The sequence below is a fragment of the Terrabacter sp. 2RAF25 genome, assembly GCF_052115265.1.
In the GTDB taxonomy this organism is placed as follows: domain Bacteria; phylum Actinomycetota; class Actinomycetes; order Actinomycetales; family Dermatophilaceae; genus Terrabacter.
This window is the reverse complement of sequence record NZ_JBFRGJ010000002.1, coordinates 79,974-97,524: the sequence shown is the minus strand read 5'-3', so window position 1 is coordinate 97,524 and position 17,551 is coordinate 79,974. Positions and strand designations below refer to the sequence as shown.

General features: G+C 70.7%; 15 protein-coding genes. 7 read left to right on the top strand and 8 right to left on the bottom strand.

What is annotated here, in order from left to right:
* Positions 1-19: 19 nt before the first annotated feature.
* The 3 genes from AB4091_RS03705 to gntA form a co-directional block, all read right to left on the bottom strand.
* Positions 20-697, bottom strand: coding sequence for a Crp/Fnr family transcriptional regulator (locus AB4091_RS03705; RefSeq protein ID WP_442290382.1), 678 nt, complete (start codon positions 695-697; stop codon positions 20-22).
* 78 nt (positions 698-775) lie between these two features.
* On the bottom strand, positions 776-1,471 hold the full coding sequence (locus AB4091_RS03700; RefSeq protein ID WP_442290381.1) for a DUF1989 domain-containing protein: 696 nt from the start codon (positions 1,469-1,471) through the stop codon (positions 776-778).
* Entirely contained in the window at positions 1,468-2,277 is an 810-nt protein-coding gene (gene gntA, locus AB4091_RS03695; RefSeq protein ID WP_442290380.1) for a guanitoxin biosynthesis heme-dependent pre-guanitoxin N-hydroxylase GntA, read from the bottom strand. The genes AB4091_RS03700 and gntA overlap by 4 nt, the downstream gene beginning before the upstream one ends.
* Before the next feature lie 258 nt (positions 2,278-2,535).
* On the opposite strand from gntA, the gene nth reads away from it, so the two are divergent.
* The 5 genes from nth (at position 2,536) to AB4091_RS03670 (ending at position 7,102) form a co-directional block, all read left to right on the top strand.
* On the top strand, positions 2,536-3,195 hold the full coding sequence (gene nth, locus AB4091_RS03690; protein WP_442291386.1) for an endonuclease III: 660 nt from the start codon (positions 2,536-2,538) through the stop codon (positions 3,193-3,195).
* Positions 3,192-3,932 (top strand): NUDIX hydrolase, encoded by a 741-nt coding sequence (locus AB4091_RS03685; RefSeq protein WP_442290379.1) that lies wholly within the window; start codon positions 3,192-3,194, stop codon positions 3,930-3,932. Before nth ends, AB4091_RS03685 begins: the two co-directional genes overlap by 4 nt.
* Positions 3,932-5,134, top strand: a complete 1,203-nt coding sequence (locus tag AB4091_RS03680; protein ID WP_442290378.1) for a MarP family serine protease — start codon at positions 3,932-3,934, stop codon at positions 5,132-5,134. Before AB4091_RS03685 ends, AB4091_RS03680 begins: the two co-directional genes overlap by 1 nt.
* A 38-nt stretch (positions 5,135-5,172) precedes the next feature.
* Complete coding sequence (locus AB4091_RS03675) at positions 5,173-6,156, top strand: magnesium transporter CorA family protein (RefSeq protein WP_442290377.1); 984 nt, start codon at positions 5,173-5,175, stop codon at positions 6,154-6,156.
* A 151-nt stretch (positions 6,157-6,307) separates the two neighbouring features.
* Positions 6,308-7,102, top strand: a complete 795-nt coding sequence (locus AB4091_RS03670) for a GNAT family N-acetyltransferase (RefSeq protein WP_442290376.1) — start codon at positions 6,308-6,310, stop codon at positions 7,100-7,102.
* A gap of 191 nt (positions 7,103-7,293) precedes the next feature.
* On the opposite strand, the gene AB4091_RS03665 is transcribed toward AB4091_RS03670, so the two are convergent.
* From AB4091_RS03665 to AB4091_RS03650, 4 genes are read right to left on the bottom strand one after another with little or no spacing between them, the layout of a single operon-like run.
* Positions 7,294-7,686 (bottom strand): universal stress protein, encoded by a 393-nt coding sequence (locus AB4091_RS03665; RefSeq protein ID WP_442290375.1) that lies wholly within the window; start codon positions 7,684-7,686, stop codon positions 7,294-7,296.
* Positions 7,683-9,227, bottom strand: a complete 1,545-nt coding sequence (locus AB4091_RS03660; RefSeq protein ID WP_442290374.1) for a tripartite tricarboxylate transporter permease — start codon at positions 9,225-9,227, stop codon at positions 7,683-7,685. The genes AB4091_RS03665 and AB4091_RS03660 overlap by 4 nt, the downstream gene beginning before the upstream one ends.
* On the bottom strand, positions 9,227-9,772 hold the full coding sequence (locus tag AB4091_RS03655) for a tripartite tricarboxylate transporter TctB family protein (RefSeq protein ID WP_442290373.1): 546 nt from the start codon (positions 9,770-9,772) through the stop codon (positions 9,227-9,229). Before AB4091_RS03655 ends, AB4091_RS03660 begins: the two co-directional genes overlap by 1 nt.
* A 1-nt stretch (position 9,773) precedes the next feature.
* Positions 9,774-10,817, bottom strand: coding sequence for a Bug family tripartite tricarboxylate transporter substrate binding protein (locus tag AB4091_RS03650; protein ID WP_442290372.1), 1,044 nt, complete (start codon positions 10,815-10,817; stop codon positions 9,774-9,776).
* A 101-nt stretch (positions 10,818-10,918) separates the two neighbouring features.
* On the opposite strand from AB4091_RS03650, the gene AB4091_RS03645 reads away from it, so the two are divergent.
* On the top strand, positions 10,919-12,616 hold the full coding sequence (locus AB4091_RS03645; protein ID WP_442290371.1) for an ATP-binding protein: 1,698 nt from the start codon (positions 10,919-10,921) through the stop codon (positions 12,614-12,616).
* Positions 12,613-13,287: a response regulator gene (locus AB4091_RS03640; RefSeq protein ID WP_442290370.1), complete on the top strand. Its 675-nt coding sequence runs from the start codon at positions 12,613-12,615 to the stop codon at positions 13,285-13,287. Before AB4091_RS03645 ends, AB4091_RS03640 begins: the two co-directional genes overlap by 4 nt.
* Positions 13,288-13,385: 98 nt before the next feature.
* Here the strand turns inward: AB4091_RS03640 and AB4091_RS03635 are convergent, their stop codons facing one another.
* The gene (locus AB4091_RS03635) at positions 13,386-17,303 is read right to left on the bottom strand and encodes a S8 family serine peptidase (protein ID WP_442290369.1); all 3,918 of its coding nucleotides are present in this window, start codon (positions 17,301-17,303) and stop codon (positions 13,386-13,388) included.
* Positions 17,304-17,551 lie beyond the last annotated feature (248 nt).

Genomic DNA, 17,551 nt, shown 5'->3' with positions numbered 1-17,551 from the left:
GAGAGCGCGATCCCGCGGGTCAGCGGGCGCGGCGCTTGAGGCGCTCGACGTCCTGGAGCAGGACGGCGCGAGCCTCGAGGCGCAGCCAGCCGCGCGTGGCGAAGTCGGCGAGCGCCTTGTTCACCGTCTCGCGGGAGGCGCCGACGAGCTGCGCGAGCTCCTCCTGCGTGAGGTCGTGCGAGACCATGATGCCGCCCTCGACAGGACGCCCGAAGCGCTCGGACAGGTCGAGCAGCGCCTTGGCGACGCGACCGGGCACGTCGGTGAAGACGAGGTCGGCGAGGTGGGCGTTGGTGCGGCGCAGGCGCTGGGCCAGGGCCGCGAGCAGCGCCTTGGACACCTGGGGGCGGCCGGACAGCAGGCTGGTCAGCGACTCGTTGCCGACGCCGAGCAGCTGGGTCTCGGCGACGGCGGTGGCGGTCATCGTGCGCGGCCCCGGGTCGAAGAGGCTGAGCTCACCGAACATCTCGCCCGGGCCGAGGATGGCGACGAGGTTCTCGCGGCCGTCGGGGCTCGTGCGCCCGAGCTTGATCTTGCCCTCGGCGATCACGTAGAGCGTGTCGCCGCGGTCGCCCTCGTGGAAGAGCACGTCGCCGCGCTCCATGTGCGAGCGGCTCATCTCCGACAGCAGCGCCGAGGCCGCCTCGTCGTCGAGAGCCTTGAACAGGGGGGCGCGCCTCACCACGTCGAGATCCACGGGGTCAGTGTGCCACGTCGGTCGGGCGCTCGCGCCGCCATCCGACGCGCGCACCGTCACGCCCGTCGAGCAGGGGGCTCACGCCTCGATGCGGTAGTCGATCGGCTTGCAGACACCGTTGTTGGACTTTTCCGCCGAGCACGCGGTCAGCCCGACGAGGAGGTCGGCCTCGGCGCGCACGACGAACCGGTCACCGGCCCGCGACGTCGGCGGGTCGATGTGCAGCTCGCCGTTCCGCTCGGCCCACACGTTCATGAAGATGTTGAGCGTCGTGCCGATGCGGTCGGGCTCGACCCCGAAGCGCCCCATGTTCGTGGAAAGGTTCTCGAAGCAGCTGGGGTGGTAGGCGCCCTGGAACTCGGGGTAGAGCAGGTCGAACGTCTGCTGGCTGCACGGGGTGAGCAGCAGGTCGTGGCGCCCGCACGTGTCCTCGACGACCGTGGCCATCGGCGTGCTGCGGTTGCTGTAGAGCACCGAGCCCGTCGTCACGATCGTCGAGTTGGCGTAGTCGATGGTGCGACCCGAGCTGAGCCACTCGTCGTGGTCGTCGGCCATCACGGCGAAGAAGTCGCTGACCTGCTCGCCGGTCGGGTCGACCACGACGAGCCGCTGACCCGCTCGGAGGACGAAGGCGGCGCCCGTCTGGGGCGCGAGGCGCGTCAGCTCGACGTCGCCCCGGGTCGGTGGGACGAATGTCGGGCCGCCGGCACCGAAGTGGCGGGGCGGCTGGGGCTCGCCTGCCGTCGCCGGGGCAGTCTCGTCGGAGACGGTCACGGGCGGTCCTCCTCGTGATGATGATCCGACGGCACCGGCACATGGACCTCGAGCGGCGGCTCCCAGCCCGCCTCGTGCCGGCGCCCGGAGTACTGCAACGCCTCGCTGCTCTGGCCGTGGTCGGCGACCATCGGGTTGAGCGAGCCCTGGAGGGTCTCGTCACGCCGCCGGATCGCGGTGCGCATGCCGTCGAAACGTCCTTCGGCGCGCAGCTGCTCGAACTGGTCGTGCGGGTTGAAGACCAGGGTCGCCAGGGGTGCCCGCCGCGCCACCCGGGACGCCGCGGGGTGGAGCCCGACGATGAAGTACGCGGTGCCGCCGGCGCTGAAGGCGAAGTGCGGGTTGGCGGGGTCGGCCTCGACGCCCGGTGCCCAGGTCGCGTGGTCGGCGTCGTGCAGCCGTTGGAGCAGCGCGAACAGGGACGCCTCGAACGCGCCTTCGTCGCCGTGCGAAGGCCGGCGGAAGGTGGCGATGAACGAGTGGAAGCCGTCCTCGCCGTCGATGTCGTCGGCGAAGGCCCGGAGACGCTCGAGCAGCACCCGCGGGGTGTCGGGAGCGTCCATGTCGTCGAGCACCACGTGGGCGACACCGCCGCGGCGGAAGACCGACTTGGCGCCGAGGCACGGGAACTCCGCGTGCGTGACCATGAGCTCCAGCGCCCGGACGACGTCGTCGTCGGGGGCATGCGCCAGGTCCATGGCACCGAGCAGGTCGAGGGTGGCCTCGAGGCCACGCTCGTCGCCTGACGTGTCCGACCGTGCCTCCCTGACCGCCGCCGCGTGCCCGTCGCGCGTCTGCGTCTGCATGTCTGCCTCCTCCGTGCAGGCAGTTCGTACCCATCTGCACCGTCTTTGACGCACACCGCCCAGCGCGGAACTCGCGAGGAACCAACGGGCACAGTGCCCCTCGGCGGTGGCCCGGACCCGATGCCGATGGTCGGCGCCCGCGCCGACGGGTGGACCGGGCGTCACCCAGCGCGGCGGCATACAGTGTCGTCCGTGTCCCCCCGCGCCATCGTGACCGACGACGAGACCTCGATCTCGCGGACGCGTCGCGCCCGCAAGATGTACCGGTCGCTCCACGAGCGCTACCCGTACGCCCACTGCGAGCTCGACTTCACCAACCCGCTCGAGCTGCTCGTCGCGACCATCCTGTCGGCGCAGACCACCGACGTCGGGGTCAACAAGGTGACGCCGATCGTCTTCGCGAAGTACCAGTCGGCGGCGGACTACGCGGGCGCCGACCGCACCGAGCTCGAGACGATCATCCAGCCCACCGGTTTCTACCGGAACAAGGCCGACGCGCTCATCAAGCTCGGCATCGCCCTCGTCGAGAACTTCGACGGCGAGGTGCCGCCGCGGCTCAAGGACCTCGTGACGCTCCCGGGGGTCGGCCGCAAGACTGCCAACGTCGTGCTCGGCAATGCCTTCGACATCCCGGGCATCACGGTCGACACGCACTTCGGCCGGCTCGTGCGCCGCTTCGGCTGGACCGCGGAGGAGGACCCGGTCAAGGTCGAGCACGAGATCGGGCGGCTCTTCATGCGCAAGGACTGGACGATGCTCAGCCACGTCGTCATCTTCCACGGGCGCCGCACGTGCCACGCGAAGAAGCCGGCCTGCGGGGCCTGCCCCGTCGCAGGCTGGTGCCCCAGCTACGGCGTCGGTGAGACCGACCCCGACAAGGCCGCGAAGCTGCTGAAGTACGAGCTGGCGCCGAAGTGACGAAGGTGGTCAGCGGCATCGCGTATGCCGGCAGCTCGGGTTCCATCGACCCCTCCGCCGCGCCGGGGCTGGGGCCGCTGCCGCGCCCGGCGTGGATGGATGCCGCCGTGGAGCGGCTCGAGAGCTTCCAGCCCGAGTGGTTCTCGCGGTTCGCGCCGCCGGACGACAGCGCTCGCGAGTCCGCCGTCCTGATCCTCTTCGGGCCACCGCCCGCCGATGCCGACGACCCCGGTGAGCACGTCGTGCTCATCGAGCGCTCGCACACCATGCGCACCCAGCCCGCGCAGATCGCCTTCCCGGGCGGGTCGCGCGACCCCGAGGACGCCGACCTCGTCGCCACGGCGCTCCGCGAGGCGCAGGAGGAGACGGGCGTCGACCCGTCCGGTGTCGACGTCGTCGTGCAGCTGCCCCCGATCTTCCTCGCACCGGCGCAGTTCGTCGTCACGCCGGTGCTCGCCTGGTGGGCACAGCCGTCTCCCCTCTCGGTGCGCGACCCCGCCGAGGTCCACGACGTGCTGTCGGTGCCCGTGTCGCACCTCGTCGAGCCAACAACCCGCTTCTCCGTGACGCACCCGTCCGGCTACGTCGGCCCGGGCTTCGACCTCGACGACCTGTTCCTGTGGGGCTTCACGGCCGGGCTCGTCAGCAGCGTGCTCGAGCTGGGCGGCCTGTCACTTCCCTGGGACCCCGACGTCAGCCGTGAGCTGCCCGAGCGTTTTCTCGGGGGGAGGCGCTGATGAGCGGAGGCACCCTGCTCGACATCGCGCTGGCGCTGCTGCTGCTCGCGTATGCCTTCTCGGGCTACCGGCAGGGCCTGATCCAGAGCGTCTCGTCACTGCTCGGCTTCTTCGCCTTCGCGATGCTCGCGGTCTGGCAGCTGCCCGGGATGCTCGCCCGGTGGGACGCCGTCGCCGAGAACGACCGCACGCGCGTCGTCGCCCTCATCGTCGGCGTGGTCGCCTTCGGCTGGCTGGGTCAGTACCTCGGCAGCCTGCTCGGCGCCCAGATCCGCAAGCGGGTCGGGCAGACGTCGCTGCGGCGGCTCGACTCGGTGCTCGGGGCGGTCGTCGTGATGCTGGCCGCGAGCCTCATCGTCTGGTTCATCGGCGGTGCCCTGCGCACTGCCGGCAACCCCGCCCTGTCGAAGGCGATGGCCGAGTCGCGCGTCATGCGGGTCGTCAACTCGGTCGTGCCCGAGCAGACCGGCGACGTCTTCGCCAGCTTCCGCGGGTTCCTCTCGAGCCAGGGCTTCCCGCAGGTCTTCGGCGGTCTCGCGCCCGAGCCGATCACCCCGGTGCAGGACCCCGACCCCGCGGTCGCGCAGTCGCAGGCGATCCGGGCGGCCGGCCGGTCCGTCGTCAAGGTGACCACCCAGTCCCAGTCGTGCCAGCGTGGCCAGGAGGGCACCGGCTGGGTGCTCACGCCGGGGCGCATCGTCACGAACGCCCACGTCGTCGCCGGGGCCGACGAGGTGCGCATCGAGAGCGGCGACCAGACGCTGCGAGCCCGCGTCGTCGTCTTCGACCCGCGGCGCGACCTGGCGGTGCTCAGCGTCCCCGGTCTCTCCCTGCCGGCGCTCCCGCTCGGCGGTGAGGTCACGCGCGGTGACTCGGCAGCCGTCCCCGGCTTCCCCCTCGACGGGCCCTACCAGGTCGTCTCGGCCCGGGTGCGGGCCCAGCTCGACGCCCGCGGACTCGACATCTACGGCCGAGAGCGCGTCGTCCGCTCGATCTACTCGCTCGCCACCACCGTGCAGCCCGGCAACTCCGGCGGCCCCCTGCTCGACCCCCGGGGACGCGTCGTGGGGGTCATCTTCGCGAAGTCGCTCGAGGACGCCACGACGGGCTACGCGCTGACCCTCGCCGAGGCGAAGCCGGTCCTCGACGAGTCCGCGACAGCCAGTGCCGAGGTCCCCACCGGCGCCTGCGTCGCCGGCTGACGCTCCCGCCGGAGGGCCGCTGGTGCCAGCATGGAGACATGCAGGTGTCGTTCGTCAGCGCTGACGGGATCACCGACCACCCGGTCACCGACCTGGAGGCACTGCTCACACGCACCGACGGCTTCGCCTGGGTCGACGTGCCTGACTGGGACCCCGAGGCGGAGGCCGTGCTCGCCGGCCCGATCCGGGCGCACCCGCTCGTCCGGCAGGCCTGTGCCGAGCGCAACTTCGTGCCGACGGTGCACGCGTACGAGCACCAGCTGTTCGTCATCCTCCACACGGCGCTCGCGGGGGAGGGCGGGCACGTGCACGTGCTCGAGCTCGACATGGTCGTCGGCGACAACTGTCTCGTCACGGTGCATGGCCCACGCAACCCGGTCGTCTCGGCCGAGGCGGCCAGCGAGGAGACCCGAGGCGTGCGCGCGAGGGTGGAGGGCGGGCGCCTCCGGCCCGGTTCGCCGCACGACCTCGCGTACGCCATCGGCTCCGCGGTCGCGCGCCGCCAGAGTGCTGCGGTGCGTCAGGTGGCGACCCGGCTGCCGCCGATGGAGGAGAAGGTGATGGCGGCCGACTTCCGCCGGCCGGAGGACCTGCTCGAGCAGCTCTTCCTCGTGCGGCACGAGCTCATGACCTCGCGCACGATGGCGGCGCAGGCGCACGACATCCAGGCGCGCATCCACTCGCTCGAGCGCTTCGTGCCCGAGGAGGCCAAGCGCCACGCCCGCGACCTCGCCGAGCAGTTCGAGCGGGTGCGCAACCTCGCCGACGGCGAGATGCAGTTCCTCGTCGGGGTCATCGACCTCTACCAGACGCGGGTCACGACGAAGATGACCGTCGCGATGGAGCGGCTCGCCGTCATCGCCGCGATCACGCTGCCCATCACCGCCATCGCGTCGGTCTACGGGATGAACCTCATCGTCAACAACGAGACGCACGTGGGACAGCTCGTGATCGTGCTCGGGATCATGGCCGTGATCAGCCTCGGCCTGCTCCGGTGGGCCCACCGCCAGGGCTGGTGGTGACCCCTTCCCCCAACCGTCGAGAGGCCAATGTTTGCGGGTGCGTCCAGTCGACGGGCCAATGTTTGCGGCATTGCTCGCCCACTCGACCTGCACCGGACCGCAAACTTCGGCCCCTCGACGCGTGGGGTGCGGGAGGATCGAGCCTGTGGACGTGACAGCGCCGGGACTTCGCACCGACCTCGACCTGCTCGAGCTGCAGGGATCGACGGTCATCGACCGCGGCGACCACCTCGTCGTGCACACCGAAGCCAACCCGACCTTCTGGTGGGGCAACTTCGTACTCGTGGCGGGTCCGCCCCGAGCAGCCCGGCTCGACCACTGGGTCGCGGCGTTCGAGCGAGAGCACCCCGATGCGACGCACTGCGCCATCGCCTTCACCGAGGCAGGTGGCGACACGAGGGCCTGGGTCGATCGGGGTTGGGACGTCGAGACCGACGTCGACCTCGCCACGACGACTCTCCCGTCGGGCGGGGACGCGCCCGACGGCATACGGCTCCGGGAGCTCGTGAGCGACGGCGACTGGGAGCAGTCGGCCGAGGTCGGCGGCAGTGGCACCCCGGCCGACCGGCGAGACGAGCGTCTGACCTTCGAGCGCCGCCGAGCAGCCGCCCAGCGCGGGCTCGTCGAGTCGGGTCGGGCGCGGTGGTTCGGAGCCTTCGACGGCGACCGCCTCGTCAGCAACCTCGGGATCGTGCGGCTCGGCGACCTCGCGCGCTACCAGGACGTCGTCACCCTGGAGAGCCATCGACGTCGCGGCATCGCAGGCGCCCTGGTCTGCGCCGCCGGCGAGTGGGCCTTCGAGGACCCTTCTGTAACAAGGCTGGTCATCGTCGCCGACCTCGACGGACCAGCCCGGGGCCTGTACGAGCGGGCCGGCTTCGCCGAGGTCGCGCGCCACACTGCCGTGTCGCGCTCGGCTGCTCAGCCGGACGCCGGCACGCTGTAGGCGCCTCGTCGACCACCCGCGACCAGCGCCCCTCTGCATCGTCGACAGGCCAGGTGGTCAGAGTCGGAAAAGGTCGAGTGGCCAATGCCCGGCGGAGGGCATTGGCCACTCGACTGGCGCGAGGCCGCCAACTTTGGCCTCTCGACGGTTCAGGGAGGGCGGGGTGGGGGTGGGGGTGGGGGGTCCCGGGGTCAGCCTGCCTTCACGGCGAGCACGGGGCACGACGAGTCGAGCAGCAGGCGTTGCGCCGTCGACCCGAGCAGCAGCTTGCCGACGGGGGAGCGGTGCCGGATGCCGATGACGAGCATGCGCGGGGACTCCGCGTCGATGATCGCGAGGATGGCGTCGGCGGGGTCGGTGCCGTGCTCGACCCGACGCACCTCGTGCTCGACGCCGGACTCGGCCAGCTCCTCGTCGAGGCGGTCGAGATCCGAGCCGGCGGCGCGGTGGGCGTCGACGAGCTTGTCGTCGCGCGACATGTTGACGACCAGCACCCGGTCGCCGTGCGCGCGGGCCTCGGCGGTGGCGGCTGCCAGCGCGGCCTCGCCCTGTGGGGTCGGGATGTAGCCGACGAGGATGGTCATACCGTTGCCTCCTGGTTCAGCTCGGCCATCAGGCCTGAGCCGGGGCCGCCCTTGCCGCCACGGGCGGAGCGGACGAGCTTGGCGATGAGGGGCCAGAGGATCGTCAGCACGATGATCCCGTAGCAGGCCCACGCGACCGGTCCGCCGAACAGACCGCTGACCTCACCGTGCGACAGCTGGAGCGACCGGCGCAGGTGCAGCTCGGCGATCGGGGCCAGGATGACGCCGATGATCAGTGGCAGCACGGGGAAGCCGAAGCGACGGATCGCGAACCCGACGAGCCCGATGGCGAGCAGGAGGTAGAGGTCGAAGGGCTGACCGTTGACCGCCCACGCGCCCATCGTCGCGAAGAAGAGGATGCCCGCGTAGAGGTAGGGCCGCGGGATCTGGAGCAGCTTGGCCCACAACGGAGCGAGGGGGAGGTTCAGCACCAGCAACAGGGTGTTGCCGACGAAGAGGCTCGCGACCAGCGTCCACACGAGCGCCGGCTGCTTCTCGATGAGCAGCGGGCCGGGCTCGAGACCGCGACCCTGCAGGAAGGTGAGGATGATCGCGGCGGTCGCGTTGGTCGGCAGGCCGATCGCGAGCAGGGGCACGAGGGTGCCGGCGGCGGACGCGTTGTTGGCGGCCTCCGGGCCTGCCACGCCCTCGATGGCGCCGTGGCCGAACTCCTCGGGGTGCTTCGTCAGCTTGCGCTCGGCGACGTACGACAGGAAGGTCGGCACCTCGGCGCCGCCGGCGGGGATGGCGCCGAACGGGAAGCCGAGAGCGGTGCCGCGCAGCCACGGCTTCCACGAGCGCTTCCAGTCCTGCCGACCCATCCACGGCTGCCCCACGGGGATGACGCCCCCGGCCTTGCGCCGCAGGTGCGCGGCGACCCAGAGTGCCTCGCCGACCGCGAAGAGCCCGACCGCCACCACGACGATGTCGATGCCGTCGGCCAGCTGCGGGATGTCGAAGGTCATGCGCTGCTGACCGGTCACCTTGTCGATGCCGATGATGCCGATCGACAGGCCGATGAGCAGGGCCGCGAAGCCACGGAGCCTGGACGACCCGAGCACCATGCTGGCGCCGACGAACGCCAGCATGATGATGGCGAAGTACTCGGGCGAGCCGAGCTGGATGGCAACGGACACCACCTGCGGCATGACGAGCACGAGCAAGGCCGTGGCGATGGTGCCGGCCACGAAGGAGCCGATGGCTGCGGTCGCGAGCGCCTGGGCGGCCCGACCGGCCTTGGCCATCTTGTTGCCCTCCAGCGCCGTGACGACGGAGGACGATTCGCCCGGGGTGTTGAGCAGGATCGAGGTGGTCGACCCGCCGTACATCCCGCCGTAGAAGATGCCGGCGAACATGATGAGGGCCTGGGTCGTGTCGAGGGTGAACGTGATCGGCAGCAGCAGTGCGACGGTCATGGCCGGACCGATGCCGGGCAACACGCCGACGGCAGTGCCCACCACGACGCCGATGAACGCGAAGAGCAGGTTCAGCGGCGTCATGACGTGGCCGAACCCCTCGAGGAGGTGGTTGAGGTTGTCCATCACAGAATTCCTTGCAGGATGCCGGCGGGCAGGTTGACGCCGAGCCCGATGGCGAACACGTAGAAGGTGACGAGCGAGATCGCGAGCCCGACGAGGACGCCACGGATGTAGTGGCGGTTGCCGAGCGCGAAGGCGCAGCCGGCGAACAGGAGCGTGCCGGCGATGACCCAGCCGAGCGTCTCCATGAGTGCGGCGCTCACACCGAAGACGACCACGAGCAGTCCGACGGTCTTCCAGTCGGCCTTGCTCCCGAGATCGATGTCCTCGCCCTCGTCGGCCGCGCCCACGCCACCCCGACGGATGTCGACGGCGTAGAGGACCGAGACGGCGAGCAGGAGGATCCCGAGGACGGTCGGGATCACCTTGGGTCCGAGCGAGTCGTTGGTGCTCGCCACCGGGGCGAGCTGGGCGGCGTTCACGAGCAGCAGGATGCCGAGGCCGGCGAGGGCCGCGCACATTCCGTACTGTGCGCGGTCCCCGCCCTGCGTCTCGACGTCCTGGGCCGCGGTGTCAGCGTCCGTGCGGTCAGGTGTCACGTCAGACATGTCAGCTCGTCAGCCCCAGGCCCTTGAGGATGTCGGCGACGGCGGTGTCCTGGGCCTTGAGGAAGGTGGCGAACTGGTCGCCGGTCTCGAAGGCATCGGTCCAGCCGCGCTTCTCGAGCTCGGCCTTCCACGCGGGGCTGCCGTGCATCTTCGTCAGGGCGTCGATCCAGACCTGCTTGTCTCCGGCCGAGATCTCCGGCGGGGCGACGATTCCGCGCCAGTTCGTGAAGGTGAAGTCGACTCCCGACTCCTTGAGCGTCGGGACGTCGGCGAGGGCGTCGATGCGCTTGTCGCTCGTGACGGCCAGGACGCGGACGGAGCCGGACTTGACCTGCTCGAGGAACTCGCCGAACCCGCTGGCGCCGAAGGCGATCTTGTTACCGAGGACCGCCGGAAGCAGCTCGCCGCCGCCGTCGTACGAGATGTAGGACACCTTCGTGGGGTCGATGCCCACGGCCTTGGCCAGCTGCATCGGCAGGAGGTGGTCAGGGCCGCCCGGGCTCGAGCCGCCGCCGACGTTGATCTTCGACGGGTCCTTCTTCCACGCGTCGACGAGGCTCTTGACGTCCTTGTACGGCGAGTCCTTGGAGACGACGATGGCGCCGGCCTCCTCGATCAGCTTGGCGATCGGCGTCGTGTCGTTGAGCGTGGCCTTCGACTTCTGCGTGTAGGCCGCGCCGACGACGCCGAGGCCCATCTGCATGGCGAGCTTGCCGTTGCCCTTCTCGTTGACGACCCGCTGGAGGCCGACGGTGCCGCCGGCACCCGGCAGGTTGAAGACCTGGATGGAGCTGGTGATCTTCTGGTTCTCCAGGACCTGCGCAACCGTGCGGGCGGTCGTGTCGTAGCCGCCGCCCGGGCTGTTGGGGACCATGATCTGGAGGCTCGAGGCCGGGCCTGCGGCCGCCCCGGTGGTCGTGCTGTCCTTCTTGGCGGTGGCGCCGCACGCAGAGAGGGCGAGGGCGCCGACCGCGGCCAGCGCGACGAAGGCGCTGACGCGGACGGGGCGGGTGCGCCCGCCTGGGGCGGTGGTGTGAGTGCTCATCGGTGAGATCTCTTTCGCGTTCATGGGCTGGAACGGCATGATCGTGCCCGCGTGCCCCGACGGGTGTCGCCCTTGTGTCACCAATGAAGGTTGAGTTCATTGTGGTCAAGCAGAGCACGGGCCGGTGGTTCGGTCGGCTGACCCTCACGGGGCAGCTCTTCGCCGTTCAGGTGCTCATTCTCGTGGGCATCCTCGTCGCCGTCGGGCTCGTCTCACTGGCGCAGTCGGAGGCCACCTTCACCCGCACGGAGGGCCGGCGGGTGTCGGCGATCGCCGAGCAGCTGGCGAGCACGCCCATCGTGCGCACCGAGATGTCCCCGGGTGGTGTCGTCAACGTGCTGCCCTCGCTGATGCAGTCGACCGTGACGCAGTACAACGTCACGTCGATGACGCTGGCCGACGCCGCCGAGATCGTACGCGTGTCGACCGACCCGACCCTCGAGCGCGCCCCGCTCCCGCTCGGCTCGCCGGCGGTGGCGGACGGCGCGAGCTGGACCGGCGTGATGGACCTGGGCGGCGAGCGGATGATCGTCGCCCAGAGCCCCCTGCTGTCGGTGCCCGACCCGTCGGTCAAGGAGCCGCAGCTGCCCGTGGGCACCCAGCTCGGGACGGTCATGATCGCGGTGCAGATGCCCTCGGCGCTCGATCGGCTCCAGGGTGCGTCGGCCTACCTTCCGACGTATCTCGGCATCGCGCTCGGGGTCGGCGGCCTGGGAGCGTGGCTCCTGTCGCGGCGCATCAAGCGCCAGACCCTCGGGCTCGAACCGAGCGAGATCACGGGCCTCGCGGAGAGCCGTGAAGCCATGCTGTTCGGCCTCGCAGAGGGAGTCGTAGCGCTGGACACCAACGAGCGGATCACCTTGGTGAACAACATCGCCCAGCGACTGCTGGACCTGCCCGAGCATGCGGTCGGGATGCGACTGGACGACCTTCCGATCGGCCCTCGACTGCGCGACGTGCTGCGCGGTGTCATCGACACAGAGAGCACCGAGGACGGCGACGCGGACGTCCCACGCGACCAGGTGGTGCTGCGCCGCGGGCGGGTGCTCGTGATGAACCGCATGGAGGTGAGCAAGGACGGCCGGCCGCTCGGTTCGGTGACGACCCTGCGCGACCGCACCGAGCTCGCCGACCTCGAGCGCGAGCTGGGGTCGTTCCGCAGCACGACCGAGCTGCTGCGCGCGCAGGCTCACGAGTTCGCCAACCAGCTGCACACCATCTCGGGTCTCATCCAGCTCGGCGAGTACGACGAGGTCGTCGGCTTCGTCGACTCGGTCAGCGAGAACCGGGCGCAGCTGGACCTCGCGGTGTCACGACGTGTCGGCGACACCGCGGTCGCGGCCCTGCTCATGGCCAAGGCCGCCCAGGCCACGGAGCGTCGCGTCGAGCTGCGGGTGTCCGATGAGACCTCGATCGGGCGGCTGACGCAGCGTGACTCGGCCGACGTGTCGGTGGTCGTCGGCAACCTCGTCGACAACGCCATCGACGCCACGGCGACGTCGGCGGGTCCGGAGCGCTGGGTCGAGCTGACGATCCGACAGGACGCCTCGGCGGTCGAGGTCAGCGTGGTGGACTCCGGACCCGGTGTCGCGCCGGACCTCGTCACCGAGGTGTTCACGCACGGTTTCACCACGAAGGCGGCCCAGGCCGGAGACCGGGGCATCGGGCTGGCCCTCACCCGGCTGATCTGTCAGCGTCGTGGGGGCGAGGTGGAGGTCGAGAACACCCCCGACGGCGCCCGTTTCGTGGCCCGCCTCACCGTCGACGCCGGTGCCGCTCTCGGCAAGGAGACTTCATGATCAGCGTTCTCGTCGTCGACGACGACTTCATGGTGGCGCGCATCCATCGCGGGTTCGTCGAGCGGGTCGAGGGTTTCGAGGTCGTGGGCACGGCGCGCACCGGTGACGAGGCGCTCTCGTTGGTCGAGGAGCATCGCCCCGACCTGGTGCTGCTCGACCTCTACCTGCCCGACACGTTCGGACTCGACCTCCTCACGCGCCTGCGCGCGGCGGGCGCGTCGTGCGACGTGCTCGTCATCACCGCAGCGAAGGAGGCCGACTCCGTGCGCCGAGCGGTGCGTGAGGGAGTCGTCGGCTACGTTCTCAAGCCGTTCGCCTTCCCCGACCTCGAGCAACGGCTCCAGGCGTATGCCGCCGAGCGGGCTCGGGCCCTGGCCGACGACGACCTGACCCAGGCCGAGATCGACGCTGCCTTCGTCTCAGGGCCACCGGGCGTGACGGGGCGCTCGTCGCTGCCCAAGGGCATGAGCGCCGAGACGGCAGAGGCCGTGGCGGGTGCGCTGCGCGACGCTGATGGGACCCTCTCTGCGACGGAATGCGCTGAGGTCGTGGGCATCTCACGGGTCAGCGCGCGCCGCTACCTCGAACACTTCGTGTCCGGCGGGCAGGCCGTGGTGTCGCTGCGCTACGGCACGACAGGCCGTCCCGAGCGTCGCTACCGCCGGACCTGAGCAGGAGCGCCGGCGCGCTCGACACGGCCGTACGCCGCAGGGCACCGTCCACGTGGATGGTGCCCTGCGGCATACCTGCTCGGTGACCTGCGGACGGGTCAGGTGGTCTTGACCACCCGGCTGGGACCGTAGGACGCCAGGTGGTCGCCGTCGTCCCAGAGGAACACCCGGTAGGTGCTCGACGCGCGGAAGGTCGGCTTGACCGAGAACGAGTACGTGCTCGTCGAGCTGAGCGGCTTGGACGACAGGGTGGTCCACTTGCCGCTGCCGACGTACCGCTGGATGTACACGGTCTGACGAGCGTGCGACGGGGAGACCGACCCGGACATCGAGAAGGTGCCGCCGAGGGGGACCGAGGTCCGGCTGGGGTTGCTCGTGATGGCCATCCGGACGCCCACCCGACGGGCGGGGCTGGGGGAGCCCATGAACGTCGAGGAGCCGCGGTACACCCACAGGTAGTCGACCGACGCGGTCGGCTTGTGCGCGACGGAGACGATGCCCGTCGAGCTCGACGTCCTCGTGGCCACGAGGATCCAGTTGGATGTGCCGACCTTGCGCGCGAGCAGCTGCACCGGCACGCCCGCGATCGGCGTGCCCGTGTCGCGGCGAGTCACCTTGCTGCTCAGGGAGACCGAGCCTCCGTAGGTGAGGGCCGTGGTGCTGGACGCGATGGTCGTGGTCGTGCCGACGAGGGTGACCGTGGCAGGCGCGCTGTAGTGCTGCATGCGGTCCCTGGCCCAGATGCGGAAGTTGTAGGTCGTGCCGTTGGCCAGCTTCGGGACCGTGACCGAGGTGCCGGTGCCCCAGTAGACCTGCGTGCCCGAGTTCACCGTCGCCGGCGGGACGGACCCTGCGGCCATCTTCACGATGTAGGTGTCCAGGTCGTAGGCCGCCGGCGGCGTCCAGGAGAGCGTCGCGCTGCCCCACGCCCCGGCTGCCTTGAACGCACCCGGCGCCGCCGGCGCCGTGTCGACCGTTCGGAAGGTCGAGGTGAAGGGCGTCGTCATCGTCGCGCCGGACGTGTCCTGCACGCCGGAGACGAGGATGCGGTACGCGGCGTTGTCGTAGAGCGCGTTGGTCGGCTTGACCGTCGCCACCCTGGTGGACTGGTTGTAGGAAACGGTCGCCGCGAGTCGAGCACCCGTGCGGCCGTTGAGGATTCCCACCGTCGAGGCGCTCACGGACGTCGGGACGACGTCACGCACGAAGGTCACCGTCGGGGAGGTTGCGACGGCCGAGCTGCCGAAGTCGGCCGGCGCGGCGCTGCGCACCCACTCCTGCTCGCCGGCGACCGTGGGTCCGCCTGCGTTGGAGAGGATCTCGAAGCCGTTGACCGTCCCGACAACGGCATCGACGCGACCGTCACCGGTGACGTCGCCGAGGACGAGGCCCGAGGGGTCGTGGTGCAGGCTAGAGACCATCGGCGACGTGCTCGGAGGCATGAGGGTGCCGTCGGGCCGCTGCTCCATGACGCTGGCCGTGCTCCAGGAGTCGTGGGCGCTGACCAGGTCGAGGCGTCCGTCTCCCGTGAGGTCGGCTGCCTCGAGGGGGCCGGGGATGTCGGGCATGCCGGAGACGACCGGGGCCGCGAGCGTGTGGTCGACCTTCTGGTGCCACACGAGGAGGCGGGCCGAGGGCGAGTTGCCGCCGGTCACGGCCGAGAGGTCGGCGAGGGAGTCGCCGTTGACGTCTGCCACCTCGATGCCGCTGGCATCGAAGTCCGTGAGCAGGGTCTGGACCTCGGTGGTCCAGCCGTCCGCGGCGTTGTGGAGCACGTGCAGCTCGCGGCCGTGGTTCGTGGCGACGTCGGGGCGCTCGTCGCCGTCGAGGTCGCCGACCTCGAGCTCGATCGCCGGCGCGGTGTCGATCACGGTCCGCACCCACGTGCCGTCGGACTGGGCCATCAGCGCCGCGACGTCGGTCGCGGTCGCCTGGACGAGGTCGACGTGTGAGTCACCGTCGAGGTCGACGGCCTTGACGAGGGTCGTGCCGGTCGTGCCGGGGACGACCTGGGGCGAGCCCAGCGTGTGGGCGGCGGTCTGCGGGAAGACCTGGATGCCGGCGTCGGTGCCGACGACCACGTCGAGCAGGCCGTCACCGTCGAGGTCGGTGACCGCAATGCTGCGCACGAGCGATGAGTCGGTGGTCGTGTAGGCGACGGGAGACCCGAAGCCTCCACCGGCGATGCCACGCCGGACGTGGAAGTTCCCGGCTTCGGCGCCGGAGGCGACACCGGCCACGAGGTCCTTGCGACCGTCGCCGTCCACGTCAGCGAGCTCGAGCGGCCCGTAGCCACCCGACGAGGCCACCTGCGTACCGGCATTCAGCACGCCTGCGCTGCCCGGCTGGACCGTGAGCGTGTACGGGCGGTCTGCTCCGACGCGGGAGCCGTTGAAGTTGCGGACGCTGACGTAGTACGTGCCACCACCCAGTCGGAGCGAGGCCGACTCGGGGTCACCCTCCGCGCCCTGGTCGACCTGGGCGACCAGTCGCAGGTTCTGGTCGTAGACGGCGAGGACGGCGTCGACGTTCTGCGGCAGGTTCGGGTCCATCGCCGGGGGCGTCACCGTCACCTGCGTGGTGCGCTGGGTGGGGGAGTCGTAGCGGTACCAGTCGACGTCGCCCTCGAGGCCGATGGTCCCCTGGATCGTGTCGGTGAGGACGGTTGCCCGGCTCGGCACGTCGTTCGGCTCGTTGGCCCCCGAGGCCGGCTGGGGGAGCTCCCCACCGTTGCCGCCCCTGAGTGCGGTGCCGGCGTCGACGACGCCATAGCCGTAGAACGGGTCGATGCCACGCGGGCCGGCGTCGTTCGCCGTCGCGCGCAGGCGGGCCGAGATCTGGGCCGGGGTGTAGGTCGGGTTCTGGGTGCGGATGAGCACGGCGATGCCGGAGACGATCGGAGCGGCGAAGGAGGTGCCGTCGCCGAAGTAGTAGTCCTTCAGCCTGGTCGACAGGATGCCCCACCCGGGGGCTGCGACGTCGACCCAGTCGCCATGGGTGCTGAAGTCGGTCAGGGCTCCCTGGGAGTCGGTCGCGGCGACGGCAAGCGCCTCGGGGTAGGCCGCGGGGTACTCCGGCTCGTCGGAGCCGGAGTTGCCGGCGGCCACGACGACAAGGGCTCCCTTGCCGACGGCGTACTTCACGGCGTCGTGCAGGGCCGGGCTGTCGTCGGGCCCGCCGAGCGAGAGGTTGAGGGTCTTGGCGCCGTGGTCGACGGCCCACTTGATGCCCTTGATGACGTTGGTGTCGCTGCCCTGGCCGGTCGAGTCGAGCACCTTGACGGGCATGACCTTGGCATTCCAGGCCACACCGGCGATGCCGACGGCGTTGTCGGTCTGGGCGGCGATGATGCCGGAGACCATGGAGCCGTGGCCGTTGTCGTCGCTCTCTGCGCCAGTGGGGATCCCCACTGGGGTGGTGGGGACGAAGTTCATGCCGGACATCGTGCGGCCGGTGAGGTCGGGGTGCTGCCCGTCGACTCCGGTGTCGACGACCGCCACCACCTGCGCGAGCGAGCCCTTCGAACGGTCCCAGGCAGCCGGCATGTGCACCGTGTCGAGGTAGCTCTGGTCGCCGTAGACGTACGCAGGGTCGTTGGGGGTCGCGGTCGCCTTCCGGATGTAGTCGAGAGTGACCTCGGCGACCGCCGGGTCGGACGCCAGCCGGCTCGCGAGCTCGTCGGCCTTGCCGGTCGTCGTGACCTTGACGAAGCCGGTTCCGTCGACGGCTTCGGCGGTGCGGCCGCCCCGGCTGTGCGTTGCCTTGTCACGGGCAGTCTTCGACGTGTTCTTCTTGAACTTCACGAGCACGGTGTGCGGGTCGTGCGCCTGCTGCGTGCCTGGCTGACGCTTCGGCCTCGACTGGTGCTTGGTCGTCGGGCCCGGCTTCGCCTTGGGCAAGCTGACCGAGGCCGGCGACGTGGCCGGCGTTGCGGAGGCGGTGGAGGTGGACAAGGCCGTGACGGGTGCGACGAGCGCAAGCGTCAGGGCCGCCGCGAAGGGACGGCGACTGAGCATGGGGAGCCCCTGTGAGAAGTGATCTGGCGAGCGAATCATGACAGACCGGACGGTCCCGCAGGCCGCAAGCCGAACTAGACGCCGCTCGGGCAGCGCGCCTTTCCGGAGCGAACTCGCGACCACCGGGCCGGCTTGGGAGAGGGACAGGCCTTGGACGAAGGGTCAGCCGGAGGTTGGCTGCCACTGAGTGAGCGCGAGCTTCAAGGGCGCCGAAGGAAGGGGTGCGGCCGCGAGCAATATCGGCTTGC

Bases quoted from the DNA above. Each gene is read 5' to 3' on its own strand.
- gntA (WP_442290380.1), bottom strand. From the start codon at position 2,277: ATGCAGACGCAGACGCGCGACGGGCACGCGGCGGCGGTCAGGGAGGCA.
- nth (WP_442291386.1), top strand. From the start codon at position 2,536: ATGTACCGGTCGCTCCACGAGCGCTACCCGTACGCCCACTGCGAGCTC.
- AB4091_RS03680 (WP_442290378.1), top strand. From the start codon at position 3,932: ATGAGCGGAGGCACCCTGCTCGACATCGCGCTGGCGCTGCTGCTGCTC.
- AB4091_RS03675 (WP_442290377.1), top strand. From the start codon at position 5,173: ATGCAGGTGTCGTTCGTCAGCGCTGACGGGATCACCGACCACCCGGTC.
- AB4091_RS03665 (WP_442290375.1), bottom strand. From the start codon at position 7,686: ATGACCATCCTCGTCGGCTACATCCCGACCCCACAGGGCGAGGCCGCG.
- AB4091_RS03660 (WP_442290374.1), bottom strand. From the start codon at position 9,227: ATGGACAACCTCAACCACCTCCTCGAGGGGTTCGGCCACGTCATGACG.
- AB4091_RS03655 (WP_442290373.1), bottom strand. From the start codon at position 9,772: ATGTCTGACGTGACACCTGACCGCACGGACGCTGACACCGCGGCCCAG.
- AB4091_RS03650 (WP_442290372.1), bottom strand. From the start codon at position 10,817: ATGAGCACTCACACCACCGCCCCAGGCGGGCGCACCCGCCCCGTCCGC.
- AB4091_RS03640 (WP_442290370.1), top strand. From the start codon at position 12,613: ATGATCAGCGTTCTCGTCGTCGACGACGACTTCATGGTGGCGCGCATC.
- AB4091_RS03635 (WP_442290369.1), bottom strand. From the start codon at position 17,303: ATGCTCAGTCGCCGTCCCTTCGCGGCGGCCCTGACGCTTGCGCTCGTC.